This is a genomic window from Streptomyces sp. NBC_01788, from assembly GCF_035917575.1.
Lineage (GTDB): Bacteria > Actinomycetota > Actinomycetes > Streptomycetales > Streptomycetaceae > Streptomyces.
Map to the genome: position 1 here is coordinate 4,335,920 of NZ_CP109090.1, position 22,499 is coordinate 4,358,418.

At 70.5% G+C, this 22,499-nt stretch carries 13 protein-coding genes, 1 tRNA gene and 2 pseudogenes; 10 read left to right on the forward strand and 6 right to left on the reverse strand.

The features are described from left to right. Nucleotides 1-101 precede the first annotated feature (101 nt). The 5 genes from topA (at nt 102) to OIE49_RS19690 (ending at nt 9,810) form a co-directional block, all read left to right on the forward strand. Nucleotides 102-2,960 (forward strand): type I DNA topoisomerase, encoded by a 2,859-nt coding sequence (gene topA / locus OIE49_RS19670; RefSeq protein WP_326803451.1) that lies wholly within the window; start codon nt 102-104, stop codon nt 2,958-2,960. A gap of 165 nt (nt 2,961-3,125) precedes the next feature. Continuing rightward, nucleotides 3,126-6,479 (forward strand): dTMP kinase, encoded by a 3,354-nt coding sequence (gene tmk / locus OIE49_RS19675; protein ID WP_326803452.1) that lies wholly within the window; start codon nt 3,126-3,128, stop codon nt 6,477-6,479. A gap of 218 nt (nt 6,480-6,697) precedes the next feature. After that, nucleotides 6,698-7,903: a DNA polymerase III subunit delta' gene (locus tag OIE49_RS19680; RefSeq protein WP_326803453.1), complete on the forward strand. Its 1,206-nt coding sequence runs from the start codon at nt 6,698-6,700 to the stop codon at nt 7,901-7,903. A gap of 93 nt (nt 7,904-7,996) precedes the next feature. Further along, on the forward strand, nt 7,997-9,616 hold the full coding sequence (locus OIE49_RS19685) for an alpha/beta hydrolase (RefSeq protein ID WP_326803454.1): 1,620 nt from the start codon (nt 7,997-7,999) through the stop codon (nt 9,614-9,616). Nucleotides 9,617-9,733: 117 nt separating this feature from the next. Then, a tRNA-Thr gene (locus OIE49_RS19690) sits at nt 9,734-9,810 on the forward strand. Nucleotides 9,811-9,853: 43 nt separating this feature from the next. Here OIE49_RS19690 and OIE49_RS19695 read toward each other — a convergent pair. From OIE49_RS19695 to OIE49_RS19715, 5 genes and pseudogenes are all read right to left on the reverse strand, one after another. Continuing rightward, nucleotides 9,854-11,038: a tyrosine-type recombinase/integrase gene (locus OIE49_RS19695; RefSeq protein ID WP_442812350.1), complete on the reverse strand. Its 1,185-nt coding sequence runs from the start codon at nt 11,036-11,038 to the stop codon at nt 9,854-9,856. A 583-nt stretch (nt 11,039-11,621) separates the two neighbouring features. After that, a pseudogene (locus OIE49_RS37145) lies at nt 11,622-11,936 on the reverse strand (transposase); the annotation flags it as partial. A 95-nt stretch (nt 11,937-12,031) separates the two neighbouring features. Continuing rightward, nucleotides 12,032-12,346, reverse strand: a pseudogene (locus OIE49_RS19705) (protein spdB); the annotation flags it as partial. Further along, nucleotides 12,343-12,792, reverse strand: a complete 450-nt coding sequence (locus OIE49_RS19710; protein WP_326803457.1) for a Pycsar system effector family protein — start codon at nt 12,790-12,792, stop codon at nt 12,343-12,345. The pseudogene OIE49_RS19705 and the gene OIE49_RS19710, both read right to left, overlap by 4 nt. Then, complete coding sequence (locus OIE49_RS19715; RefSeq protein WP_326803458.1) at nt 12,789-13,058, reverse strand: DUF6284 family protein; 270 nt, start codon at nt 13,056-13,058, stop codon at nt 12,789-12,791. Before OIE49_RS19715 ends, OIE49_RS19710 begins: the two co-directional genes overlap by 4 nt. A gap of 461 nt (nt 13,059-13,519) precedes the next feature. On the opposite strand from OIE49_RS19715, the gene OIE49_RS19720 reads away from it, so the two are divergent. The 5 genes from OIE49_RS19720 to OIE49_RS19740 all read left to right on the forward strand — a co-directional run bounded on the left by OIE49_RS19720 (nt 13,520) and on the right by OIE49_RS19740 (nt 20,482). Next, on the forward strand, nt 13,520-14,278 hold the full coding sequence (locus OIE49_RS19720) for a GntR family transcriptional regulator (protein WP_326803459.1): 759 nt from the start codon (nt 13,520-13,522) through the stop codon (nt 14,276-14,278). Between the two features lie 887 nt (nt 14,279-15,165). After that, nucleotides 15,166-15,588, forward strand: coding sequence for a lactococcin 972 family bacteriocin (locus OIE49_RS19725; RefSeq protein ID WP_326803460.1), 423 nt, complete (start codon nt 15,166-15,168; stop codon nt 15,586-15,588). A gap of 145 nt (nt 15,589-15,733) precedes the next feature. Continuing rightward, on the forward strand, nt 15,734-16,336 hold the full coding sequence (locus tag OIE49_RS19730) for a DUF6518 family protein (protein ID WP_326803461.1): 603 nt from the start codon (nt 15,734-15,736) through the stop codon (nt 16,334-16,336). Nucleotides 16,337-17,121: 785 nt separating this feature from the next. Then, complete coding sequence (locus OIE49_RS19735; RefSeq protein WP_326803462.1) at nt 17,122-17,535, forward strand: hypothetical protein; 414 nt, start codon at nt 17,122-17,124, stop codon at nt 17,533-17,535. Nucleotides 17,536-18,139: 604 nt separating this feature from the next. After that, a complete protein-coding gene (locus OIE49_RS19740; protein ID WP_326803463.1) occupies nt 18,140-20,482 on the forward strand; it encodes a SpoIIE family protein phosphatase in 2,343 nt (780 codons plus the stop codon). 155 nt (nt 20,483-20,637) lie between these two features. Here the strand turns inward: OIE49_RS19740 and OIE49_RS19745 are convergent, their stop codons facing one another. Next, nucleotides 20,638-22,284, reverse strand: coding sequence for an adenosine deaminase family protein (locus tag OIE49_RS19745; RefSeq protein ID WP_326806278.1), 1,647 nt, complete (start codon nt 22,282-22,284; stop codon nt 20,638-20,640). Nucleotides 22,285-22,499 lie beyond the last annotated feature (215 nt).

Genomic DNA, 22,499 nt, shown 5'->3' on the forward strand with positions numbered 1-22,499 from the left:
GGGCGGGATGTACCGTCACACTCCGCAGCGTCACCACGACCCGACCCCCGGGAAATCAAGGCCTGGGGAGGCCCCAGCGTCGACCGGAGAGAAGAGCGAAGTTGTCCCCGACCAGCGAGACCGCACAGGGCGGCCGCCGACTCGTCATCGTCGAGTCGCCTGCCAAGGCGAAGACGATCAAGGGCTACCTCGGCCCCGGCTACATCGTCGAGGCGAGCGTCGGGCACATCCGCGACCTTCCCAGCGGCGCCGCGGAGGTGCCCGAGAAGTACACCGGCGAGGTCCGCCGCCTCGGTGTGGACGTGGAACACGACTTCCAGCCGATCTATGTCGTCAACGCGGACAAGAAGGCCCAGGTCAAGAAGCTCAAGGATCTGCTGAAGGAGTCCGACGAGCTGTTCCTCGCCACCGATGAGGACCGCGAGGGCGAGGCCATCGCCTGGCACCTTCAGGAGGTGCTCAAGCCGAAGATCCCGGTCAAGCGGATGGTCTTCCACGAGATCACCAAGGACGCCATCCGGGAGGCGGTCGCCAACCCGCGCCAGCTCAACCAGCGGCTGGTCGACGCCCAGGAGACCCGGCGCATCCTCGACCGCCTCTACGGCTACGAGGTCTCGCCCGTGCTGTGGAAGAAGGTCATGCCGCGGCTGTCGGCGGGCCGGGTCCAGTCCGTCGCGACACGGCTCGTGGTCGAGCGGGAGCGCGAGCGCATGGCGTTCCGCTCCGCCGCGTACTGGGACCTGACCGGCACCTTCGCGACCGGCCGCGCGGGCGACCCGAGCGACCCGTCGTCGCTGGTCGCACGCCTGCAGACCGTCGACGGCAGGCGCGTCGCGCAGGGCCGCGACTTCGACTCCCTGGGCCGGCTCAAGAACGAGAGCATCCTCCACCTCGACGAGGCGAACGCCCGTGCGCTAGCCGCCGCCCTGGAGGACACCCGCTTCTCCGTCCGCTCGGTCGAGTCCAAGCCGTACCGCCGCTCGCCGTACGCCCCGTTCCGTACGACGACGCTCCAGCAGGAGGCCAGCCGCAAGCTCGGCTTCGGGGCGAAGGCGACCATGCAGATCGCGCAGAAGCTGTACGAGAACGGCTTCATCACGTACATGCGTACGGACTCCACGACCCTGAGCGACACGGCGATCGCCGCCGCGCGCGCCCAGGTCACCCACCTCTACGGCGCCGACTACCTGCCGCCGCAGCCCCGTACGTACGCCGGCAAGGTCAAGAACGCGCAGGAGGCGCACGAGGCGATCCGTCCTTCGGGTGATCGTTTCCGCACGCCCGCCGAGACGTCCCTGACCGGCGACCAGTTCAAGCTCTACGAGCTGATCTGGAAGCGGACGGTCGCCTCCCAGATGAAGGACGCGACCGGCAACAGCGTGACCGTGCGGATCGGCGGCACCGCGGCCGACGGCCGGGACGTGGAGTTCAGCGCCTCCGGCAAGACGATCACCTTCCACGGCTTCCTCAAGGCGTACGTCGAGGGCGCCGACGACCCCAACGCCGAGCTCGACGACCGCGAGCGCCGGCTGCCCCAGGTCGGCGAGGGCGACGCGCTCACGGCCGAGGAGATCACGGTCGACGGCCACGCCACCAAGCCCCCGGCCCGTTACACCGAGGCCAGCCTGGTCAAGGAGCTGGAGGAGCGCGAGATCGGCCGCCCGTCGACGTACGCGTCGATCATCGGCACGATCCTCGACCGCGGCTACGTCTTCAAGAAGGGCACGGCTCTCGTGCCGTCCTTCCTGTCCTTCGCCGTGGTCAACCTCCTGGAGAAGCACTTCGGGCGGCTCGTCGACTACGACTTCACCGCCAGGATGGAGGACGACCTCGACCGCATCGCGCGCGGTGAGGCGAAGGCCGTGCCGTGGCTGAAGCGCTTCTACTTCGGCGAGACGGCGTCCGGCAGCGGCCCCGGCGGCGCCGCCGAGGCCGGCAACGGCGACGGGGACCACCTCGGCGGCCTCAAGGAGCTGGTGACGGACCTGGGCGCCATCGACGCGCGCGAGGTGTCGTCGTTCCCGGTCGGCAACGACATCGTGCTGCGGGTCGGCCGATACGGCCCGTACATCGAGCGCGGTGAGAAGGAGACCGACACCCACCAGCGCGCCGACATCCCGGACGACCTGGCCCCCGACGAGCTGTCCGTCGAGTTCGCCGAGGAACTGCTCGCCAGGCCGAGCGGCGACTTCGAACTGGGCGCCGACCCGGCCACCGGCCACACGATCGTCGCCAAGGACGGCCGCTACGGCCCGTACGTCACCGAGGTGCTCCCCGAGGGCACCCGGAAGACCGGCAAGAACGCGGTCAAGGCGCGTACGGCCTCGCTGTTCAAGTCGATGTCCCTGGACACGGTCACCCTGGACGACGCCCTGAAGCTCATGTCGCTGCCGCGTGTCGTCGGCGCCGACGCGGAGGGCCAGGAGATCACCGCGCAGAACGGCCGCTACGGTCCGTACCTGAAGAAGGGAACGGACTCGCGTTCCCTGCAGTCCGAGGACCAGCTCTTCACGATCACGCTGGAAGAGGCGCTGGCGATCTACGCCCAGCCCAAGCAGCGGGGCCGCGCGGCCGCCAAGCCGCCGCTGAAGGAGCTCGGCGCCGACCCGGTCAGCGGCAAGCCGGTCGTGGTGAAGGACGGCCGCTTCGGCCCGTACGTCACCGACGGCGAGACCAACGCGACTCTGCGCTCCGGCGACAGCGTCGAGGCGATCACCCCGGAGCGCGGTTTCGAGCTCCTCGCCGAGAAGCGCGCGAAGAGCCCGGCCAAGAAGACCGCGAAGAAGGCCGCCGCCAAGAAGACGACGGCGAAGAAGACGGCGTCCACGGCGGCGAAGAAGACCGCGGCGAAGAAGACGACCACCGCCAAGAAGACGGTGGCGAAGAAGACCACCGCGAAGAAGACCACCGCGAAGAAGACCACCGCGAAGGCGACGGCCGCCGAGGCGGCGGAGGACTGATCGCGCGGCGGATCCGTCACGGCTCCTCTCCGGAGGACCGGTCGCACCACGGATCCCTCACGGCTCCTTTGCAAAAGGCACGCCCCGGCATCACTTTGGTGTCGGGGCGTGCGCACCTCCGGTCGGTCACTCCGAGCTGTCGGTGCGTCCCGATAGGCTGAACGCATGACGCGAGCCGAGCAGCCAACGGCCCACACCTCCACACCCGACGACGCGCTCCTCACCGATTCCCGCGAGCGTGCCGTCCGCGCCCTGCTGCGTCGGCCGCAGTTGCGGCGGCTGTGGAGCGCCCAACTGGCCGAAGGCGTCGGGGACACCCTCGCGCTCCTGGTCCTGGTCGTCCTCGCCCTCCAGGCGGCGGCCGTCACCGGCTCTTTCGGCGGTGGCTACCGGGGCGTGGCCTTCGCAGTGGCGACGGTCTTCGGAGTGCGCGTCCTGGCGACGCTGTTCTTCGGCGCGGTCCTCCTCGGACCGCTCACCTCGCTCACCTCCCAGGAGGGGCCGCTCGACCGGCGCTGGACCATGGTCGGCGCCGACGGCCTGCGTGCCGCCCTGCTGATCGTCGCCCCGCTGTGGATCGACTGGACGCCGGACAACGCCCTGGTCCTCCTCCTGGTCACCGCCTTCGTGACCGGGGCCGCCGAGCGCCTCTGGAGCGTGTGTCGGGACGGCGCGGCCCCCGCGCTGCTGCCCGCCCCGCCCCCGGAGGGCGCCACGGTGCGCCCGCTGCCGGACCACATGGACGCCCTGCGCCGCCTGTCGCTGCGGACCACCTTCCTGGCGGTCCCGCTGGCGGCCGCTGCCCTGATCGCCGCCTCCCTGGTCAACAACCTCCTGGGCACCGCAGTCGCCTGGTTCGACCAGCACCAGGCGGCCCTCGGCGCGTACGTCGCGGCCGGACTGTTCGCCGCCTCCCTGTCCGTGCTGACCTACCTGGAACTGCCGGGTACCCGCACCCCGCGCCCGCGCTCGCCGCTGGAGGGACTGCGCCGCCCGAAGACGGGTTCAGGTGTCGACAAGGGCCGCACGGGTGCCGTGCCGCTTCTCGTGCTCGCCTGCGCGTCCGTCGCCGGGGCCATCGCGGCCGCCGTCGCCGTCTGCGTGCTGCACGCCACGGACCTGCACGGCGGTCCGGTGCTGTACGGGCTGGCGGTGCTCGCCCTGACCGGTGGTGTCGCGGTCGGCATCCGTACGGCGCCGAAGGCGCTGGTCTCCCTGTCGCGGCGACGGCTGCTGGCCCTGACGATCGCCCTCACCGGCGTCGCCCTGCTCGCCGCCGGGCTGGTCCCCGACGTCACCACGGTCCTGCTGATCCTCGCGCTGGCCGGCGTGAGCGCGGGCGCCGCCGCCAACACCGGGCACACGCTGCTCGACCAGGAGGCCGAGGACTACCGCAAGCCGCGCATGACCGAGCACCTGCACGCGGTGGTGCGCGTCTTCGTGGCGCTCGGTGTCGTGCTCGCCCCCGTGGTCGCGGCCGGGATCGGCCCGCACCGGCTCCAGGACGGCCGGTTCGTGTTCGCGCACGGCGGCGCCGCGTTCACGCTGATGCTGGTCGGCGCGCTGCTGCTGCCGGTGGCCGCGCTGGTCCTCGCCAAGGTCGACGACCGCTCCGGCGTACCGCTGCGGCAGGACCTCGTCGACGCCCTGCGGGGCGGCGACGACCCGGTGACGGCCCCGGCGGAGTCCGGGTTCTTCATCGCCCTGGAGGGCGGTGACGGCGCCGGCAAGTCCACGCAGGCCGAGGCGCTCGCCGACTGGATCAGGTCCAAGGGCCACGAGGTCGTCCTCACCCGCGAGCCGGGTGCCACTCCTGTGGGCAAGCGGCTGCGCTCGATCCTGCTGGACGTGTCCTCGCAGGGGCTGTCCCACCGCGCGGAGGCCCTGCTGTACGCCGCCGACCGCGCGGAGCACGTCGACACGGTCGTACGGCCCGCGCTGAAGCGGGGCGCCGTGGTGATCACCGACCGGTACATCGACTCCTCCGTCGCCTACCAGGGCGCGGGCCGCGACCTGTCCCCGACCGAGATCGCGCGGATCTCCCGCTGGGCGACGAACGGTCTTGTGCCGCATCTGACGGTCCTGCTGGACGTCTCGCCGGAGACCGCCCGGGAGCGGTTCACGGAGGCGCCCGACCGTCTGGAGTCGGAGCCGGCCGAGTTCCACGCGCGCGTGCGGTCCGGTTTCCTGGCGCTGGCCGCCGCCGACCCCGGCCGCTACCTCGTTGTGGACGCCGGGCAGGAGCCGGAGGCGGTGACCACGGTCGTCCGGCACCGGCTCGACCAGATGCTGCCGCTGTCCGAGGCCGAGCTGAAGGCGCAGAAGGAAGCGCGCAGGAAGGCCGAGGAGGAGGCGCGCCGCAAGGCCGAGGAGGAGGCCCGGCGCAAGGCCGAGGAGGAGCGCCAGGAGCGCGAACGCCAGGAGCAGCTGGCCCGGCTGCGCGCCGAGGAGGAGGAGCGCAAGCGGCGCGAGCTGGAGGAGGCGCAGCGGCGCGAGGCGGAGCGGCAGGCCGAGGAGGCCCGGCTGCGCGCCGAGGAGGCCCGCCGCAAGGCCGAGGAGGAACAGGCCCGGCTGCTCGCGGAGGAGCGGGCACGGGCGGAGGCCGAGGCGCGCCGCAAGGCCGAGGAGGAGCAGCGGCGTCTGCAGGCCGAGGAGGAGGAGCGGCTGCGCGCCGAGGCCGAGGCGCGGCGGATGGAGAAGCAGCGCAAGGCGGAGGAGGCCCTGCGCCGGGCCGAGGAGGCCCGGCGGGCGGCGGAGCAGGCAGCGGCCACCGCGCAGACGGGTCCGCGCCGGTCCACGGAGCCCTCGGCCGCGGCGGTGCCGCCGGAGGCGATGACCGTGCCGACGCCGGTGGTGACGCCGACGAACGCGTCGGGCGGGCCCGTGGACGAGACCGCGGTGCTGCCGCCGGTGCGGGACGAGCGGCCGGCCGGTGAGCCTTCGGGCGAGGGCTCGGAGCGGGGCACGGGCCGGGGCTCGGACCAGGCCAGGGGCCGTGGCTCGGGCGAGGACTCCCGTGGGATGTCGCGTGGGCCGGCGGAGTCGGGGCGGCCGCGGACGGCTGGTGAGTCGGAGTCCGAGGTGACCGCGAAGCTGCCGAAGCCCGTGGTGGCGCCGGGCGCCGCAGACGAGACGGCCGTACTGCCGCCCGTCCCGCCGGGAGCCGTGGACGAGACCGCCGTGCTGCCGGCCTTCACGCCGGGGGCCGCGGACGAGACGGCGGTCCTGCCTCCGGTGCGCGGGGAGGACCCCGCGGACCGGTTCCCGCCCGGTTTCTTCCGGGACGAGCGGGACGGACGGGGCGAGCGGTCGCGGGCCGTTCGGCACGACGACGGCGACGACCGTACGCGGGAGCTGCCCCAGGTCGACGCCGAGGCGGTCGCCCGGCGGCGGCCGCGGCCGGACTGGGCCGAGGAGACGCCCCTCGACGACCTGCCGACCCTGGCGGACGAACTGCTGGGCCCGCGCGAGGACGGCGACGGGCCCGACGACGGCGAGGGCAGGGGCCGGCGACGCTGAGCCGAACCTCGTGTCGGCACGGGGGCCGAGACTTCCCCCATGCCGAAGAGGTCCGGCCCGCGCCCCGGAGGCGGCCGCCCGCGTGGGGCTCGGAGGCGGCCGTCGGCGTGGGGGCTCGTCGGAGCCGCCCGCCGCGTTGTCGGTGGTGCCCCGCACAATGGTTCTCGCATCACGAACCATGACGAAAATGACGACATGACGAGAGGGCGGCGTGACCCATGAGCGTGTGGGACGACCTCGTCGGGCAGGAGCGCGTCAGTGACCAGCTGAGCGCCGCTGCCCGGGACGCCGACGCCCTGGTCACCGCGGCCACCACGGGCGCGCCGCCGCCGGAGGCGTCGAAGATGACGCACGCGTGGCTGTTCACCGGACCGCCCGGCGCGGGGACCACGCAGACGGCACGGGCCTTCGCCGCCGCCCTCCAGTGCGTGAGCCCCGACCGCGCCGTCGGCGGAGTCCCGGGCTGCGGCTTCTGCGACGGCTGTCACACGGCGCTGATCGGCACCCACGCCGACGTCAACACGGTCGCCGCCGTGGGCACGCAGATCCTCGCCGACGACATGCGGGACACCGTGCGCAAGTCGTTCACCGCCCCGGCGACCGGCCGCTGGCAGGTGATCCTCGTCGAGGACGCCGAGCGGCTGAACGAGAAGTCCGCCAACGCCGTGCTGAAGGCCGTCGAGGAGCCCGCCCCGCGCACGGTCTGGCTGCTGTGCGCCCCCTCGGTCGAGGACGTCCTGCCCACGATCCGCTCCCGCTGCCGGCACGTGAACCTGCGCACACCGTCGGTGGACGCCGTGGCCGACATGCTCGTACGCCGGGAGGGCGTCGAACCCGCCGTCGCGGCCTCCGCGGCCCGCGCCACCCAGGGCCACATCGAGCGGGCCCGCCGCCTGGCCACCGACCCCGCCGCACGCGAACGCCGGGCCACCGTCCTGAAGCTCCCCCTGCGCGTGGACGAGATTGGCGGCTGCCTCAGAGCCGCCCAGGAACTCGTCGACGCGGCGGCCGACGACGCCAAGGCGCTCGCGGAGGAGATGGACGCCAAGGAGGCCGAGGAGCTGAAGACGGCGCTCGGCGCGACCCAGGGCGGCCGGCTGCCCCGAGGCACGGCAGGCGTGATGAAGGACCTGGAGGACAAGCAGAAGCGCCGCCGCACCCGCACCCAGCGCGACAGCCTCGACCTCGCCCTGACCGACCTCACCGGCCTCTACCGCGACGTCCTGGCCCTCCAGCTCGGCTCCCGCGTCGCCATCGCCAACGCGGACGTCGAGGACACCCTGGAGCGCCTCGCCCGCGACGGCTCGCCCGAGTCCACCCTGCGCCGCATAGAGGCGATCGCGGCCTGCCGCGACGCCCTCGACCGCAACGTGGCCCCGCTGCTGGCGGTGGAGGCGATGACGATGGCCCTCAGAGCGGGCTGACGAGGCCCGGGCACCGAGACATCGGCGTCACTCGTACGGGCAACGCTCCGCACGTAACGCACTCATTCGATCGCGGAGAGTTACGCTCGCTGGATGCACATCAGGCGCGCCCTCCGTCCGAACAGCAGCAGAGGCCCTCGGCCCCGAACCTCCCTCCGCGCGGTACGCGCGGGCGGCACCCTCCTGGCGGCCGCCGCCCTGCTGGTCTCGGCCTGCACCCCAGGCACCACGCAGCGCCGGACCGAACCCGCGGCGGTCGCGGCGCTGGCCGCGCTGCCGCGGGCCACGCCGTCGGCCTTGTCGTCGTACTACGGGCAGAAGCCGTCCTGGCGCGGCTGCGGGGTGGCCGGCTTCGAGTGCGCCACGGTCAAGGCGCCGCTCGACTACGAGCGGCCCACCGCCGGTGACGTCCGGCTGGCCGTGGCCCGCAAGAAGGCGTCCGGCCCGGGCAAGCGGCTCGGTTCGCTCCTGATGAACCCGGGCGGGCCGGGCGGCTCGGCCATCGCATATCTCCAGCACTACGCGGGTATCGGCTACCCGGAGGAGGTCCGCGCCCGCTACGACCTGGTCGCGATGGACCCGCGCGGGGTCTCCCGCAGCGACTCCGTGCAGTGTCTCGACGACCGGGACATGGACACGTACACGCAGACCGACTTCACGCCCGACGACCGCAAGGAGACCGACGCGCTGGTCGCCGCGTACCGCAAGTTCGCGGAGGGCTGCGGCGCGCACGCCGCCCGGCTGCTGCGGCACGTCTCCACCGTGGAGGCGGCGCGCGACATGGACATCCTGCGCGCGGTGCTGGGCGACGGAAAGCTGAACTACGTCGGTGCCTCGTACGGGACGTTCCTCGGGGCGACGTACGCCGGCCTGTTCCCGCAACGCGTCGGCCGCCTGGTCCTGGACGGTGCCATGGACCCGTCGCTGTCGGCTCGCCGGATGAACCTGGACCAGGCGGCGGGCTTCGACGGGGCCTTCCAGTCGTTCGCGAAGGACTGCGTACGGCAGAGCGACTGCAACCTCGGCGGCCCCGGCGCGACGCCGAAGCAGGTCGGCGACCAGCTCGCCACCTTCTTCCGCAAACTCGACGCCCACCCGATCCCCGCCGGTGACGCCGGCGGCCGCAGCCTCGGCGAATCCCTCGGCACCATCGGGGTGATCGCGGCGATGTACGACCAGGCGGCCTGGCCGCAACTGCGCGCGGCGCTGACGTCGGCGATGAAGCAGAACGACGGCGCCGCGCTGCTGGCCCTCGCCGACAGCTACTACGAGCGCGACTCCAGCGGCCACTACACCAACCTGATGTACGCCAACGCCGCCGTGAACTGCCTGGACCTGCCGGCCCCCTTCGCGGACCCCGAGCAGGTGGAGGAAGCCCTCCCCGCCTTCGAGAAGGCCTCCCCGGTCTTCGGCCGCGGCCTCGCCTGGAACACGCTGAACTGCGCGTACTGGCCGGTGAAGCCCACCGGCCAGTCCCATCGCATCGAGGCCAGGGGCGCCGCCCCCATCGTGGTGGTCGGCACCACCCGCGACCCGGCGACCCCCTACCGCTGGGCCCAGGGCCTGTCCCGTCAGCTCGTCTCGGCCCGTCTGCTGACCTTCGACGGCGACGGCCACACCGCCTACCGCCGCGGCAGCGGCTGCATCGACTCCGCGATCAACACCTATCTCCTCCAGGGGACCCCTCCGGCGAACGGCAAACGCTGCTCGTAACCACGGCCCCGCCCCGGGCGCCCCGGCCCCCGGGGCGCCCGAGGGCGTGTGCGAAGCACCCCCGGATACTGTGTAGACTTACCGACGTTGCCAATCGCACCATGGTGCCGGCAGCACGCCGCTTTAGCTCAGATGGCCAGAGCAACGCACTCGTAATGCGTAGGTCTCGGGTTCGAATCCCGAAAGCGGCTCCATTCGAAGCCCAGCTCAGACAGTGTCTGAGCTGGGCTTTTTCGTTCAGCGGAGACGACGGCGCCGCCGCGAGCGGGCCGCGCGGGTGTCGGCGGTCTCAGTTCTGGTCTCAGTGGGGCCCGGATGGGGGTCCGGGGGAGCGGGTACGAAGAACTCGCCCATGCGCCGCATCGCGTCCTTCGACAGGTGAGATCTGCCCTTCACGTAGCGGCGGGTCTGGCTGATCTGGGTGTGCCGCAGAATCTCCATGATCGTGGGCATGTCGACGCCCAGTTCGTTCAGGATCGTGCCGGCCGTGTGGCGGCTCCCGTCATAGAGGCGGCGGTCGTCGATGCCTGCCTCAGCGAGCAGCTCCTTGAATTCCTCGTAGTCCTGTCGTGGGTCGAGAGGGCGCCCGTCCGGGCGTGAGAACACCACGTGGTGTTCCTCCCACAGCTCCTCGGCCGCGGCTCGCATCTCCTCTGGCTGTGCCTTGTGATCGCGCAGGAACGGGATGAAGACGGGCGGGACCGGGACGGCGTTCCGGCTTTTCTTGGTCTTGGGCCGGGTGAAGGTGAGTCCCCCCTCCTTGCGCTGTGGGCAGGCGCTCGCGTGCCTGGCGCAAGTCTTGGGGCAGGGCTTCGGACAACCCCGCTTGTAGTTTCGGTGCGTGGTGCAGTCGGGCGGGCACGGCTCGAAGCGGTGGAGACGGGCGCCACAGGCTCGCGGGGCGTCGCAGCCGTGGCGCCACGTGAGGCGCTGGAGCTGCCACTCCGGGCGAAACAGCTCCGCCTCCAGGTCGACGTACGGCCACCGCAGACCGAGCGTCTCGCCCTGCCGGAACCCCATGCCGACACCCACGATCCACCGCATGAAGGTGGGGCGTTTCGCCGCCGCTTCGAGGAACGCCTTCGCCTCTTCCTTGGTGAAGGGGTTCGCCTCGGTCTCGTCGATGCTCGGCGGGTCCACGAGCGTGGCGATGTTCTCGCCGACGATGCGCCGGCGGTGGGCAATCTTCAGCGCGCGCGACAGGATGCGGTGAACCTTCACCACGTGGGAGGGGGCGTGCCCGGCATCGAGCAACGCTCGGTACATCCGCTCCAGGTGCTCCGGCTGCAGCTTGTCGATGCGGTGCTTGCCGACGCCCGGGACGATGTCGTTGCGGGTCTTGGACTTCGGCTTTGGCTTCGGCTTCGGTGGGAGTGTCGCAGGTTTCGGTGAGGTGGACCTTGTAGCCGAGCCAGAACAGATCGTCGCCCTTGGCCGCCCACCGCGCATCAGGGTCGTAGGGAGAGGCCAGGCGGAGATGGCCTGGCGGGACGCCCTCCTTGTCGGCTTCCCGCTTCACGATCACCTCCCGTCCCCGCGCGTCAGTGGATACGTAGTAGGTCTGCACGAGCATCCTGCGCAGGAACGCGACCGGCTCGATCTCCCGCAGCCATCCCGGCGCCCCGGGTGCCCAGACCGCCCGGCAGAGCGCCAGCGCGTCCTGCCCGAACACCACGGCCAGCCGGTCCCGCTTCGACTTCGACGACGGCATCGTCCACCCGTTGACGCGTTCCTCGTAGCGGTGCGCGAGCTCGGGAACGTCCACCGCGTCGGCCAGCCAGCCCGGAGCCGCGACCGCAAGCGCCTCCAAGGCTGCCCGTACGCTCTCACCCGCGAGTTCGGTTCGGTTCAGGTCATGGACCGCGCTGATCACATGGGTGGAGTCGGTGCGCTGCTTGCCACCGGCCCCGACCAGGCCCTGCTCGCGGCAGACGTCCACGAGCCGGTCGAACACCACCCGCTCCATGCCGTGCTCCACGAGCCGGGTCCTGAAGCGGGACAGCACGGTCGCGTCGAAACCGGTATCGGTCAGTTCCGCGCCGATCGCGTACTTCCAGTCGATCGCGCGGACTGCCATCGCAGCGGCCTGCCGGTCGGTCAGGTTCTCCGCGAACTGCAGCACCGTGACCAGCGATAACACCGCCGGCGGCAGGCCCGGCGCTCCACGGCGTCCGAACGCCCCGGTGAACGGCTCGTCCGCGAACACCTCGCCCAGCCGATCCCGCGCCCGCATCGCCAGTGTCCCGTGAGGGAACGCCGCCCGAGCGACAGCCACGGTCTGTGCCGGGATCTCTGGCAGCCCCTTCGGCTGCAACGACATCTGCTCCACCCCCTGCGGCCCACGACGCGACCAGGGCCACAGAAGCGATCATGCCGCACCCGCGACGCTCACTCAGTCGAATTACGCAGCAGAGTCACGGGCAGCCAGGCGACGGCCAGCCACGCGGCGGCGCCGTGCTCGACGGTCAGTGCGTGCGCGACCAGGACACCGGTCGCGATGAGGCCGAACGACCAGCCGACACCGGTCACGGTGCCGTTGTGGTCGCCCTGCGCGGCCAGACGACGCTCATAGGCGAGGGTGGCCAGCCATCCGCCGTCGATGCCGAGACCGACGACCAGGGCGACCGGCCACGGCACCGCCGTGCCCAGCCACATCACGACCACGGCCAGGGTGAGCACCATGGACACCGCCGTCATGGCGACGGCGGGCAGAACGGTCTTGGCCTTCATGCCCTGCCTCCGATCGTGAGCAGGGCGGCGAGGATGAGCAGGGCCCCGCCGGTGTAGGTGAGGTCGACCGCGCGGCGCAGGCAGGTGAACTTGGCGACGGCCAGCCGCGACAGGCCGGCGACGTCCGCCGCGAGGTCCCCGCCGTTGACGGTGGTGGTGATCTCGTCGGGGGTGAGGGTGGCCCACAGCGGGAAGCCGTGCCGGCCGCCCAGGTTCGGGCGCACCGAACGCAGCAGCATCCCCGCCGCGGCGACCAGCACCGCCAGGCCACCCCCGCCGACGATGGCGGCCGACAGGGTCAGGGGGAGGTCGCGGGCGACCGTCCAGGCGCCGGCCAGCACCGCGCCGACGAACGCCAAAAGCAGCCCGGTCTTGCTGTCGGTCCGCGCGATCTCCGCCTTCACCTCGGCGTGCGCCGCGGTCAGGTTCCGGCCGGTGTCGCTCACGCGGCACCCCCGGGCACCATCGAGCCGGCCGTGCGGTTGAGCAGGGCCACGCGGGCGGAGAGCGCCCGGCGGCGGGCGCGGCGGATGCGGCGGGCGTCCAGCTCGGTGGGCGTGCGGTCCAACGTGACGATCCGCGCGTCCAGCAGGTCGACGTCCGCCAGGATCACGGGCATCTCCAACTCGATCGCGTCCAGCTCCGCGGCCGTCGGCTCCATGAAGTCGGCGAACGCGGTAACAGCGTCCTGAACAGTGACGATGTGACTCATCGGGTCGTGTTCCTCTCGCATAGGAACGGCCCGAACAGCGGCCCCGGTGTTCCCGCACCGGGGCCGCGCGCCGTTGAAGTCGGAACATCCGGCTCCCCTCAGCGCTGCTCGTACGAGACGAGCAGCGGAGGCAACCGGCCGCAGCGGTGCTGCGGAGATTGAGTCGCGCTGTACCTCACACGGGGAACCCGTGTGGCCGCCCACTTGGCCGAGGAGGGGCGGCGTGATCCCCATTCAGTTGTCAAGGAACTTGTGCTTCCTTCGCACTCACCCCGCCTGAGCTGGGGCTTTCCTCCGGGCACGCCCTGTACAGCTGAACCGTACGTGACAGCCTATCCACCTTGTCTGGAGGAGTGTCGCAGCAAGAGACTGCATGAGTCCTGCTTGGAGAGTCAAGCCCCCTGGTCTAACTTGTACGGAGGAGTCGGAGCAGAGGGGATGCCTTGGCAGTGCGACGCGGTATGACGAAGGCGCAGGAAATCGCCTATGACCTGCGCGAACAGATCCAGTCCGGCCGGCTGGCACCGGGTGAGGCCCTGCCTAGCGAATCCAGGATGATGAGTCAGTACGGCTACAGCCGTGAGACCGTCCGCGCCGGCGTCCGCCTCTTGATTGAGGAAGGCTTGGTAGTCACCGGCCAGGGGCAAGGGAAGTACGTCCGCGAGGACTACCCCCCTGTCGTCTGGAACTGGACGACGCTCGAAAGTCGGAGCCGCCACGCGAATGCCGTGGAAGGGCGGACCGCCGGCGACCAGTGGGCGAGCGCAATCGCGGAGAACGGAAACGCTCCCCGCCAAGAGATCTCGGTCTCCATCGTTGTGCCCCCGCCTCACGTCCGGGAGCGTCTTGGGCTCCCGGCAGACGGATTGGCTGTGGCGCGCAAGCGCATCCGGTTCATAGACAACCGGCCCTATGCACTCGCCGACTCGTACTTCCCTCAAGAACTCGTGGTCGGCACACCCTTGATGGAGCCGCGAGACGTCTCAGCGCCTGGCAGCATCCTGGCGTCTGTGGGACTCGTGCAAGCCAAGTTCGTGGACGAAATCTCAGTCCGTATGCCGACTCACCAGGAAGCGGAGCAACTTGGCCTTCCCGCAGCCACTCCAGTCGCAGAGCACACCCGAACGGGCTATGACGCGGACGACCGCCCCCTCCGCTGCATGGTCACCATCCTTCCCGGAGACAGGCACAAGATCCTCTATGAAGTCAGTACGGACTGAGTACCTCCGCCCCGCAGCGGCGCAGGACGTACCCGCCCTCTTGGCCCTACGTGCAGAGGCCGAAGGGTGGCTGCGTACCAAGGGAACCGACCAGTGGAGCGACCGAGAGACCGGCGAGCGCGCTATCTCGAAGTGGCGCGCGAGCATAGACGAGGGGCGGGCATGGGTCGTCGTTGGCAAGGGTGACGAGGTACTCGCCACCGTCAGCCGTGGCCCTGTCGACCGGGACTTCTGGACCGATGCCGATCGTCCCGAAACAGCGCTGTACCTCTACAAGCTGATCGTTGCCCGAGAAGCGTCCGGCCGGCAGCTCGGAACACGGGTCATCGACTGGATGTCCCGGCTCGCCGCCCCTGGAAGGACGAACCTGGGTCCGCATCGACACGTGGCGCACGAACACCGGGCTGCACGCCTACTACGAACGGTTGGGGTTCCAACACGTACGCACCGAGGCACCGTCCCACAGGCGCTCGGGATGGCTCGCTCAACGCCAGGCCGGTGAGGTGGCCCTGCCGCATGACCTCTTGCCTATTGGGCCCCGCGAGGGGTGCCACGGGGATGGGACAACGCTCCTCGAAGTGCCGCATCAGAGGGCGGACGCAGAGGCCAACGGCCCGCGCCGACCTCGCAGAGGAACGCAATGAAACCTCAAGATCAAGACCAAGCCGAGTAAAAGGCTAAATGCAGCAACAAGGTAAAGCGGTGATCTACTGGAAGAAAAGGTGTAGCCAATCAATTCACGCCAAAACGCAGCACGTCTTTGGTGACCCTTTACAAACGGCCCGCAATGGCAAATGATCTTCCTTGAAGCCAACACGCAAGGAACACAACAAGGGGAGATCATGAGTAGAGCAGCAAAACTTCTCGCATCGGCTGCCGTGGTCGGCATGGCTGCGACGGGGGCTCTGTCCACGGCGGGCTCGGCCGCCGCCACCTCACAGCCGCAAGTGCACGTCGCCACCTACAAGTCCACCGAAAAGGCCCCGCCCGAGTTTCTGCGCGGACCGAACGGCGAGGTTCCCACCGAGTGGGGCGTGGCCACCTTCCCGACGGATGTCGAATTCGACTCCGACGACATGATCACCACGAAGGAGAGCAAGGGGGGCGGAACCTGGAACTACGGGACCGTCCTCGACGGCATCTACAAGGGGTGCTACTCCAACTACATCCACCCCACCAAGCAGCACTCGGCCTCGGTGTCCATAGGGAATGCGACCGACAAGGTCATTAAGAACGCCGACATCTGGGCGAATGCGTACGCGACTTCGGGTGCCGCGCACACGTGCAACGCCTACTGGAACACGTACTGATCTCGCCGGTCTAACCACGGCCTGACCAGCTGAAGCACCGGCCGCCCTAGACCTGCGGCCGGTGCTTCATTCCCTTATAATCTCACATCTTCGAGTGGTCGAGCCACCCACTCGTTCCCACCATCTCTCGCGAGGTTGTCCCAGTATGCGCACGCTGCCACTTGTGTCGTTAGCCATCGTCACGGGCGCCGCCGTGGGAATCGGCGGCCCCCTCCTCGACGCATCGGCTAGCCCATCGGCAAGCGCGCTTGGGGCAGTCCTGGTAGCCGGCTGGTGTTACGCAGCTATCTCCTTTTGCCTCGGCATGGCAAGCACATCCAGGTTGAAGGCCGCCACCGTCGGCACGGCTACATTGCTCATCGCTGTGGTCTCCTATTACTCACTCAAGGCCGCGCAGGGCGATTTCAGGACAGTCGATCTCTCTGAGACCAGCGGCAGAGAGTTCTTCTCATGGGGCGAATTCGCCAGCATGACGTTGTATTGGTGCGTCGTAGGCCTAATCTTGGGACCGCTTCTCGGCGTGGCGGGTTGGATGGCACGCCAAGGCACGATTCGCCTCCCATTTCAACTCCTCGTCCCAGTTATCGCACTTGCCGAGACAATGATGCGGTTGCAAGTCGAAGCGTCCAGGGCCTCATCTCCAGCGGTATGGGCCTGGGAGTCTGTTCGCGCGACGTCGATAGCACTGATCGTGCTCCTCATCGGCGTGGCGGCATGGAAAAAGCACAATCGTCGTTCGCCCGCGTAGCTCGATGGCTGAGTGACCCCATGCGTGAAGGTGGCCGAGGCCAAGCGCCTCGGACTACTGGTCTCGGACGGAAGGGGAAACGAGGGGCCCCGGACGCCATCAGGCGTCGAGGGCCCTGTGGCGTTACCGGTCGGCGGTGGCGGCGAGCGCGCAACGCGGGCACGCCGTGCTGTACAACAGTCCCCGCGACTGACCATGACCGACGGCAACTCCAGAGACGCGGAAGGCCACGTAGGCGACTGCTGACCGCGCCGAGAGCTCCACTGCCGGTCGCAGCGTCGCCGTTCTGGACGAGGTGCGGACGGTGAGGGGCTGTGTCTCTGGATGGCGTTGCGTCTCCGCAGGTCACCGCAGGTGTAGGGATGCGAACCTGTGCGGACTGTAAATCTGCCGGCTCGCCCTGCGGGGCCGTCTGTGGGCCGTCGAAGGGCGGCCCAACGACGACCCCTCGGCTACTGGTCTGTACTGGGCTGGCCTTGATCGCGCGAGGTCGCTCCCGCCCCGCGCCTCTTCCTCCGCAACAAGCAGGACGGGTAGCACGAGTAGCGCAGCCGAGTTCACAGCGTACGAGCTGCGCAAGCACGCGCCGGTAGGGGACTGTCGGCCTCGTCAGGTAGTTGTTTGAAAATGGCGACCGGACGAGCGGTGCCGCGACCGGCATCCCCACGGCGCGGTGTTCTTGGCGGTCGAGGCCGTGCGGGCTCCCTTACGCTTTCGCCATCGCAGACCTAGGGGGGTACGTGAGCACCGAAAATGAAGCACCGCGAAGACCGCGGCGACACCTCGTGCTCGTCGGGGCACTCATCGCCGTGCTTGCCGCGCAGTCCACCGCGCTCATCGTCCAGCAGACGCAGATCAGCGCCCTGCAAAACCAGCACAGCAAGCCGGGCCCCGCGGGGGCATCGGGCCCTCCCGGCCCCTCCGGTCCCCCCGGTCCGATAGGCCTGCCCGGACCGGCTGGCAAGGACGGGCAAGACGCCGTCGGCACCGCAGCCATTCCTACGCGGGACAGCAACGACCACGTGCAGTTCACCCAGACCGAAGCCCGCGCCCACTGTGAGACCGTCGCCACCGAGGCTCACCCCGGCAACTCCTCCACCGGCGACTACGCAGCCGACACTCTTACAGACGCGTACTCCGCCACCATGCACGAGAGGACGTTCCAGCAGTGCATGACCGAACTGGGATACCCGCAGTAGAGAGGACAGCGCTCCCTCAACGAAGCCAGTTGAGAATCACTCTCGGTCACAGCATTAGGCAGCTCGTCCGGGGGACTCCGTGGTCTCAATCGTGGTCTCAACCGGTATCGATTCCGGTCACGTCCGCTGTCGTCCGCCAGAGTCGGAAGTTGCCCCTGAGCAGGTGCGATGCCTGCTTCAGGGACTCCCGGGGACGCCCTCGGACCAAGATCGGACAACTCGTAATGCGTAGGTCTCGGGTTCGAATCCCGAAAGCGGCTCCATCCCAAACCCAGCTCAGACAGTGTCTGAGCTGGGTTTTTTCGTTCACCGGCAGTACTGCCAGGACTACCGCGCAGCCGCGTGGGCCCCAGCGTGCCGGCTTGGAAGGGGGCCTTGGACCAGTCCGAGGGGGCGTGCCCGACCGGCCGGGGACAGTGCGCGTCGGCGGACCCGGTCGAGTTCGCCGCCGCGGGCGGCAGGCGTACTTTTGGAATCAGGCAAGGGTGACTCCCTGATTGGAACGTCCGGGCGACATCTCCGGGCGGCCCAGGGGTTCAGGGCCAAGGCCTGGACCGCCGGATCCAAGCGGGGTGCGTACTCACACGGCAGGCGCGGAGGGGTCATGGCCGAGCTCGGTAAGGCGGGCAACCCGCCGAACCCTGCCGCGGTGCTGCACGAGCCCGCACGGCTGGCCGCGGTGGACGCCGTCCGCGCGGTCGACGCACTGACCGCGGACACCTTCGCCCGGTCCGTGGACCTGGCCGTGCGGCTGCTGGACACCCGTATGGCCCTGATCAGCCTGGCCGGGGCGGACCAGCAGTACCTTCGGGGCGACAACGGCAGGGTCGTACCGTGGCACGGGGACCAGGAACGGGTCGACTGGTGTTTCTGTTCCGAGGTGGTGGTCTCGGGCCGGCCGCTGGCCATCGACGACATCCGCTGCGACTCCGCGCACCGGGCCGACCGCGCGGTCGCCGCCACGGGCATGCGCGCCTACCTGGGTGTACCGCTGCTCCTCGAGGAACTGCCGATCGGCGTGCTGTACGTGATCGACACCATGCCCCGGCTGTGGGACCCGGACCAGCAGCACGCCCTGGAGCAACTGGGTGCCTCGGTGATGAGCGAGATCCGGTTGCGGCTGGACGCGGCCGAGCACAGCCGGCTCTACGCGCGGGCCGCGGCCGCCGCCGTGCTCGAGCACAGACGATCACAGCAGTTGCAGGACCTGGCCCGGGCCAGTCTGCGGATCAATGCCGCGCCCTCACTGGACTACGCCCTCCAGACGGTCACCGAGGAGGCCAGGGCGCTGGTGGGTACGCACCAGTCGGTCACCAGCATGACCACGAACCTCCGCTGGGCCCAGGCGATCAACGCGGTCTCCCTGTCGGACAAGTACGGCGAGTACCGCTTCTTCGACGCGCCCCCGGTCGGAGAGGGGATCTACGTCCTGGTGTGCAGGGACAACCGGCCGATGCGGATGACCCAGGACGAGCTGGAGGCGCACCCCGCCTGGCGGGGCTTCGGCTCCTACGCCCCGGCCCATCCGCCGATGCGCGGCTGGCTGGCCGTCCCGCTGATCGGCACCGACGGCCGCAACCTCGGGCTGATCCAGCTCTCGGACAAGACGGACGGCGGCGACTTCACGGCCGACGACGAGGCGGTCCTCGTCCAGCTCGCCCAGCTGGCCTCGGCGAGCATAGAGAAGGCCGCGGCGCTGGAGAACCAGTACGAGATCGCGCGCACCCTGCAGAGCAGTCTGCTGCCGCAGCAGCTGCCCGAGCACTCGGCGGTGTCGGCCGCCTCCCGCTATCTGCCCGCCGCGGCCCGCGCCGGGGTGGGCGGGGACTGGTTCGACGTGATCGGGCTCTCCGGTGCCCGGGTCGCCATGGTGGTCGGGGACGTGGTCGGACACGGCATCCACGCCGCCGCGGCCATGGGCAGGCTGCGTACGGCCGTGCGCACCCTCGCCGATGTCGACCCCACTCCCGAGGAACTGCTCACCCGGCTGGACGACCTGGTGAACCGGCAGTCCGCGGAATCCGGCGCCGACGACGGGGCCGACCCGGCACACGGCGGCGCCGCCGATGTCGGGACCACCTGCCTGTACGCGGTGTACGACCCGGTGACCGGGCGGTGCGCGCTGGCCCGTGCCGGCCATCCGGCGCCGATCGTCGTGGCCCCGGACGGCAGCGCGGACTTCCTCGACCTGCCCTCCGGGCCGCCGCTCGGTGTCGGCGGTGTGCCGTTCGAGACGGCGGAGATCCAGGTGCCGGAGGGCAGCCTGCTCGCCTTCTACACCGACGGCCTGGTCGAGTCCCGGCAGCGCGACCTGGAGGCGGGTCTGGAGGAGCTGCGCCAGGCACTGACCGAGCCGTGCGACTCGCTGGAAGCCCTGTGCGACCACGTGGTCAAGACGCTGCTGCCCGAGCCCCCGGCCGACGACGCGGCACTGCTGCTGGTCCGGCCGCACAGCCTGGACGAGACGCACGTCGCCACCTGGGACATCGCCGCGGAACCGGCCGAAGTGGCCCGGATCCGCGCTCGCACCGCCCGCCTGCTGGCCTCCTGGGGCCTGGAGGAGATCGGCTTCGTGACCGAGCTGGTGGTGAGCGAGCTGGTCACCAACGCCATCCGCTACGGCCAGCCCCCCATACAGATGCGGCTCATTCACGACCGGACGATCATCTGCGAGGTCTCCGACGCCAGCAGTACCGCCCCGCATCTGCGCCAGGCCCGCATCTTCGACGAGGGCGGACGCGGCCTGATGCTGGTCGCCCAGCTCACCCAGCGCTGGGGCACCCGCCATGCGCGCAACGGCAAGACCATCTGGTGCGAGCTGGCCCTGCCGGTGGAGGGCGCGCCGGTGCAGGGTCTGTCCGTTGCAGGACTGGCGGGGCTGGACGGGCTGGATGGTCTGGAAGGGCTGTCCGTGGACGGGCTGCTGCCGCCCGACTCGGAGCAGTAGCGCGGCGAGCGGTGGTACGCGCCGTGATCCGTACATGATCGGCAGGCCGTAGTCCCACCGCCCGGCCGCGGCATGCGCGCCACGCGCGGACAACGGTGGCGGCCTCCCAGGATCTGTTCCTCCGCGCACCCGGGAGGGTGCGCGGAGGGTGGGGTTCAGCGTGTCGTGCGGGCGTGTGTGCGTTCGAAGGCGGCGAAGGCCGCCTCCTGGCGCCATTCGAGTTCCGCCCTGGGGCTGCCGTACAGCAGACGCTGACACGCCGCGGACCGTACGGGCATGCCGGGGCGTTCACCGCGGCAGGCGGGCACGACCCGGTAGCCCCCGGTGGTGGGATTGCCCTGCCACAGGCTCGCACCGGGCAGGAAGGCGTACTGGAGCGAGGCGCGCGCGAGGTCCTTCAGCTCGGGGTAGGACAGGCCGTAGGTCGCGGCGGCGTACTGGTACTCGTGGCTGATGTCGATCCGGGACACGCCGGGGTCGTCGGTGGCCAGCACGATGGGGACGCCGTAGCGGCGGTACGTGGTGAAGGGGTGTTCGGCGCCCTTCACGCCGAGGATCTGGGCGTTGCTGGAGAAGGGCACTTCGACGGCGACCTGACGGGCGGCCATGGTGCGGGCCGTGCGCTGCCAGCCGTCCTCGTGGACGAGGTCGACGCCGTGCCCGACGCGCTGGGTGCGGGCGACGTCGACGGCCTCCTTGATGTGGAACTCCAGGTCCTGCGGCTTGACCAGCCCGGTCCACAACTCACCTGCGTGCAGCGTGACATGGGCCCTCGGGTACGCGCCGCGCAGATAGCGGACCATGCGCATCTGGAGGCTGTAGTCGCGCAGCGCGACGTTCCCGTCCTCCGGCTGGACGAGGTTGACCGCGACGAAGCGCGGGTCGCGCTCGGCCAGCCGCATGCCCAGGGCGAGTTGGGTGAAGACGCGCTCCGGGGCGCTGCCCCGGGAGGCCTGGGAGATCCAGCGGACGGTGAGCCGGCAGCCGGGCCGGGCGCGGCCGGTGCCGCAATGCTCGGTCGCGCGGAACTCGGCGTCGCCGTCGTCGGCCTCCTTGCGGGCCGCGGTGACCAGCCTGTCGAGCTTGCCGCCTGCCACCAACTTGCGGTGCAGGGCGGCGAGATCGGCGTCCCAGCCGACCTCGGCGGCCAGTTGCTTCGCGCCGTCGGAGGCCGGGCTGACCATGGTCTCCAGATAGAACTGGTTCTGGCCCGCGACGTGGTCGGCGACCTGGGCGAGCAGCTTGCCCCGGTGCCGCCAGGTCACCTCGCCGAACTTCCCGAAGGTGTCGAAGAAGTGGTCGTGGCCGTTGCCGCCGGGCGGGAAGTCCTGCATGGACCAGGCGCGGACCAGCGCGTCGTGGAAGGCGTGGTCCCTCCGGGCGTCCGCCGCGGGGCGGGTGCCGGGCCCGCACGGCGGCGCGACGGCGGTCAGCGTCGCGGTCTCGACGCACAGCCCGTCCTCGGCGGCCAGCTCGATCAGATACTCCGTGGACACCGCGCCCGAGAGGTGGTTGTGCAGGTCCCCGCCCTTGGGCAGGCTCACGAAGAAGCCGCGCAGTGACGCGGGCCGGGAGCGCAGCGATCTCAGGTAGGCGTCCGTACGGGCCTCCGCGACCGTCACCGGCCGGGACTGCGGCACGGCACGCGACGGGAGCCCGCCGCCGGGTTGCGCCTCAGCGGCCTGTTGCGCTCCGGCGGCGGGCTGGGCGCCGGCGGACACGGCAGACAGGAGGGACAGGGCGAGGAGGGAGCCCACGGCGGCCGGAACAACCCGGCGGCGTGCGGAACTTCGGCGTTGCATGCTCACTCGGGCATGATCGGGGAACAAACGCGGCTGAAGCGGTTCTCCCGGACATCTTTCGCCGGACAGTACCCGACCGAGTGACGGCGCGGATTTCGGCGGGCAACACCCGGACGGCTGATGAACACAGGTCATGCGGTGCGGTTTTCGTACCGATTCCGGGTGGGTTGAGGTGAGGCGCGGGTAAGAGCGCGCAAAGTGAGGTGGTGTCAGGG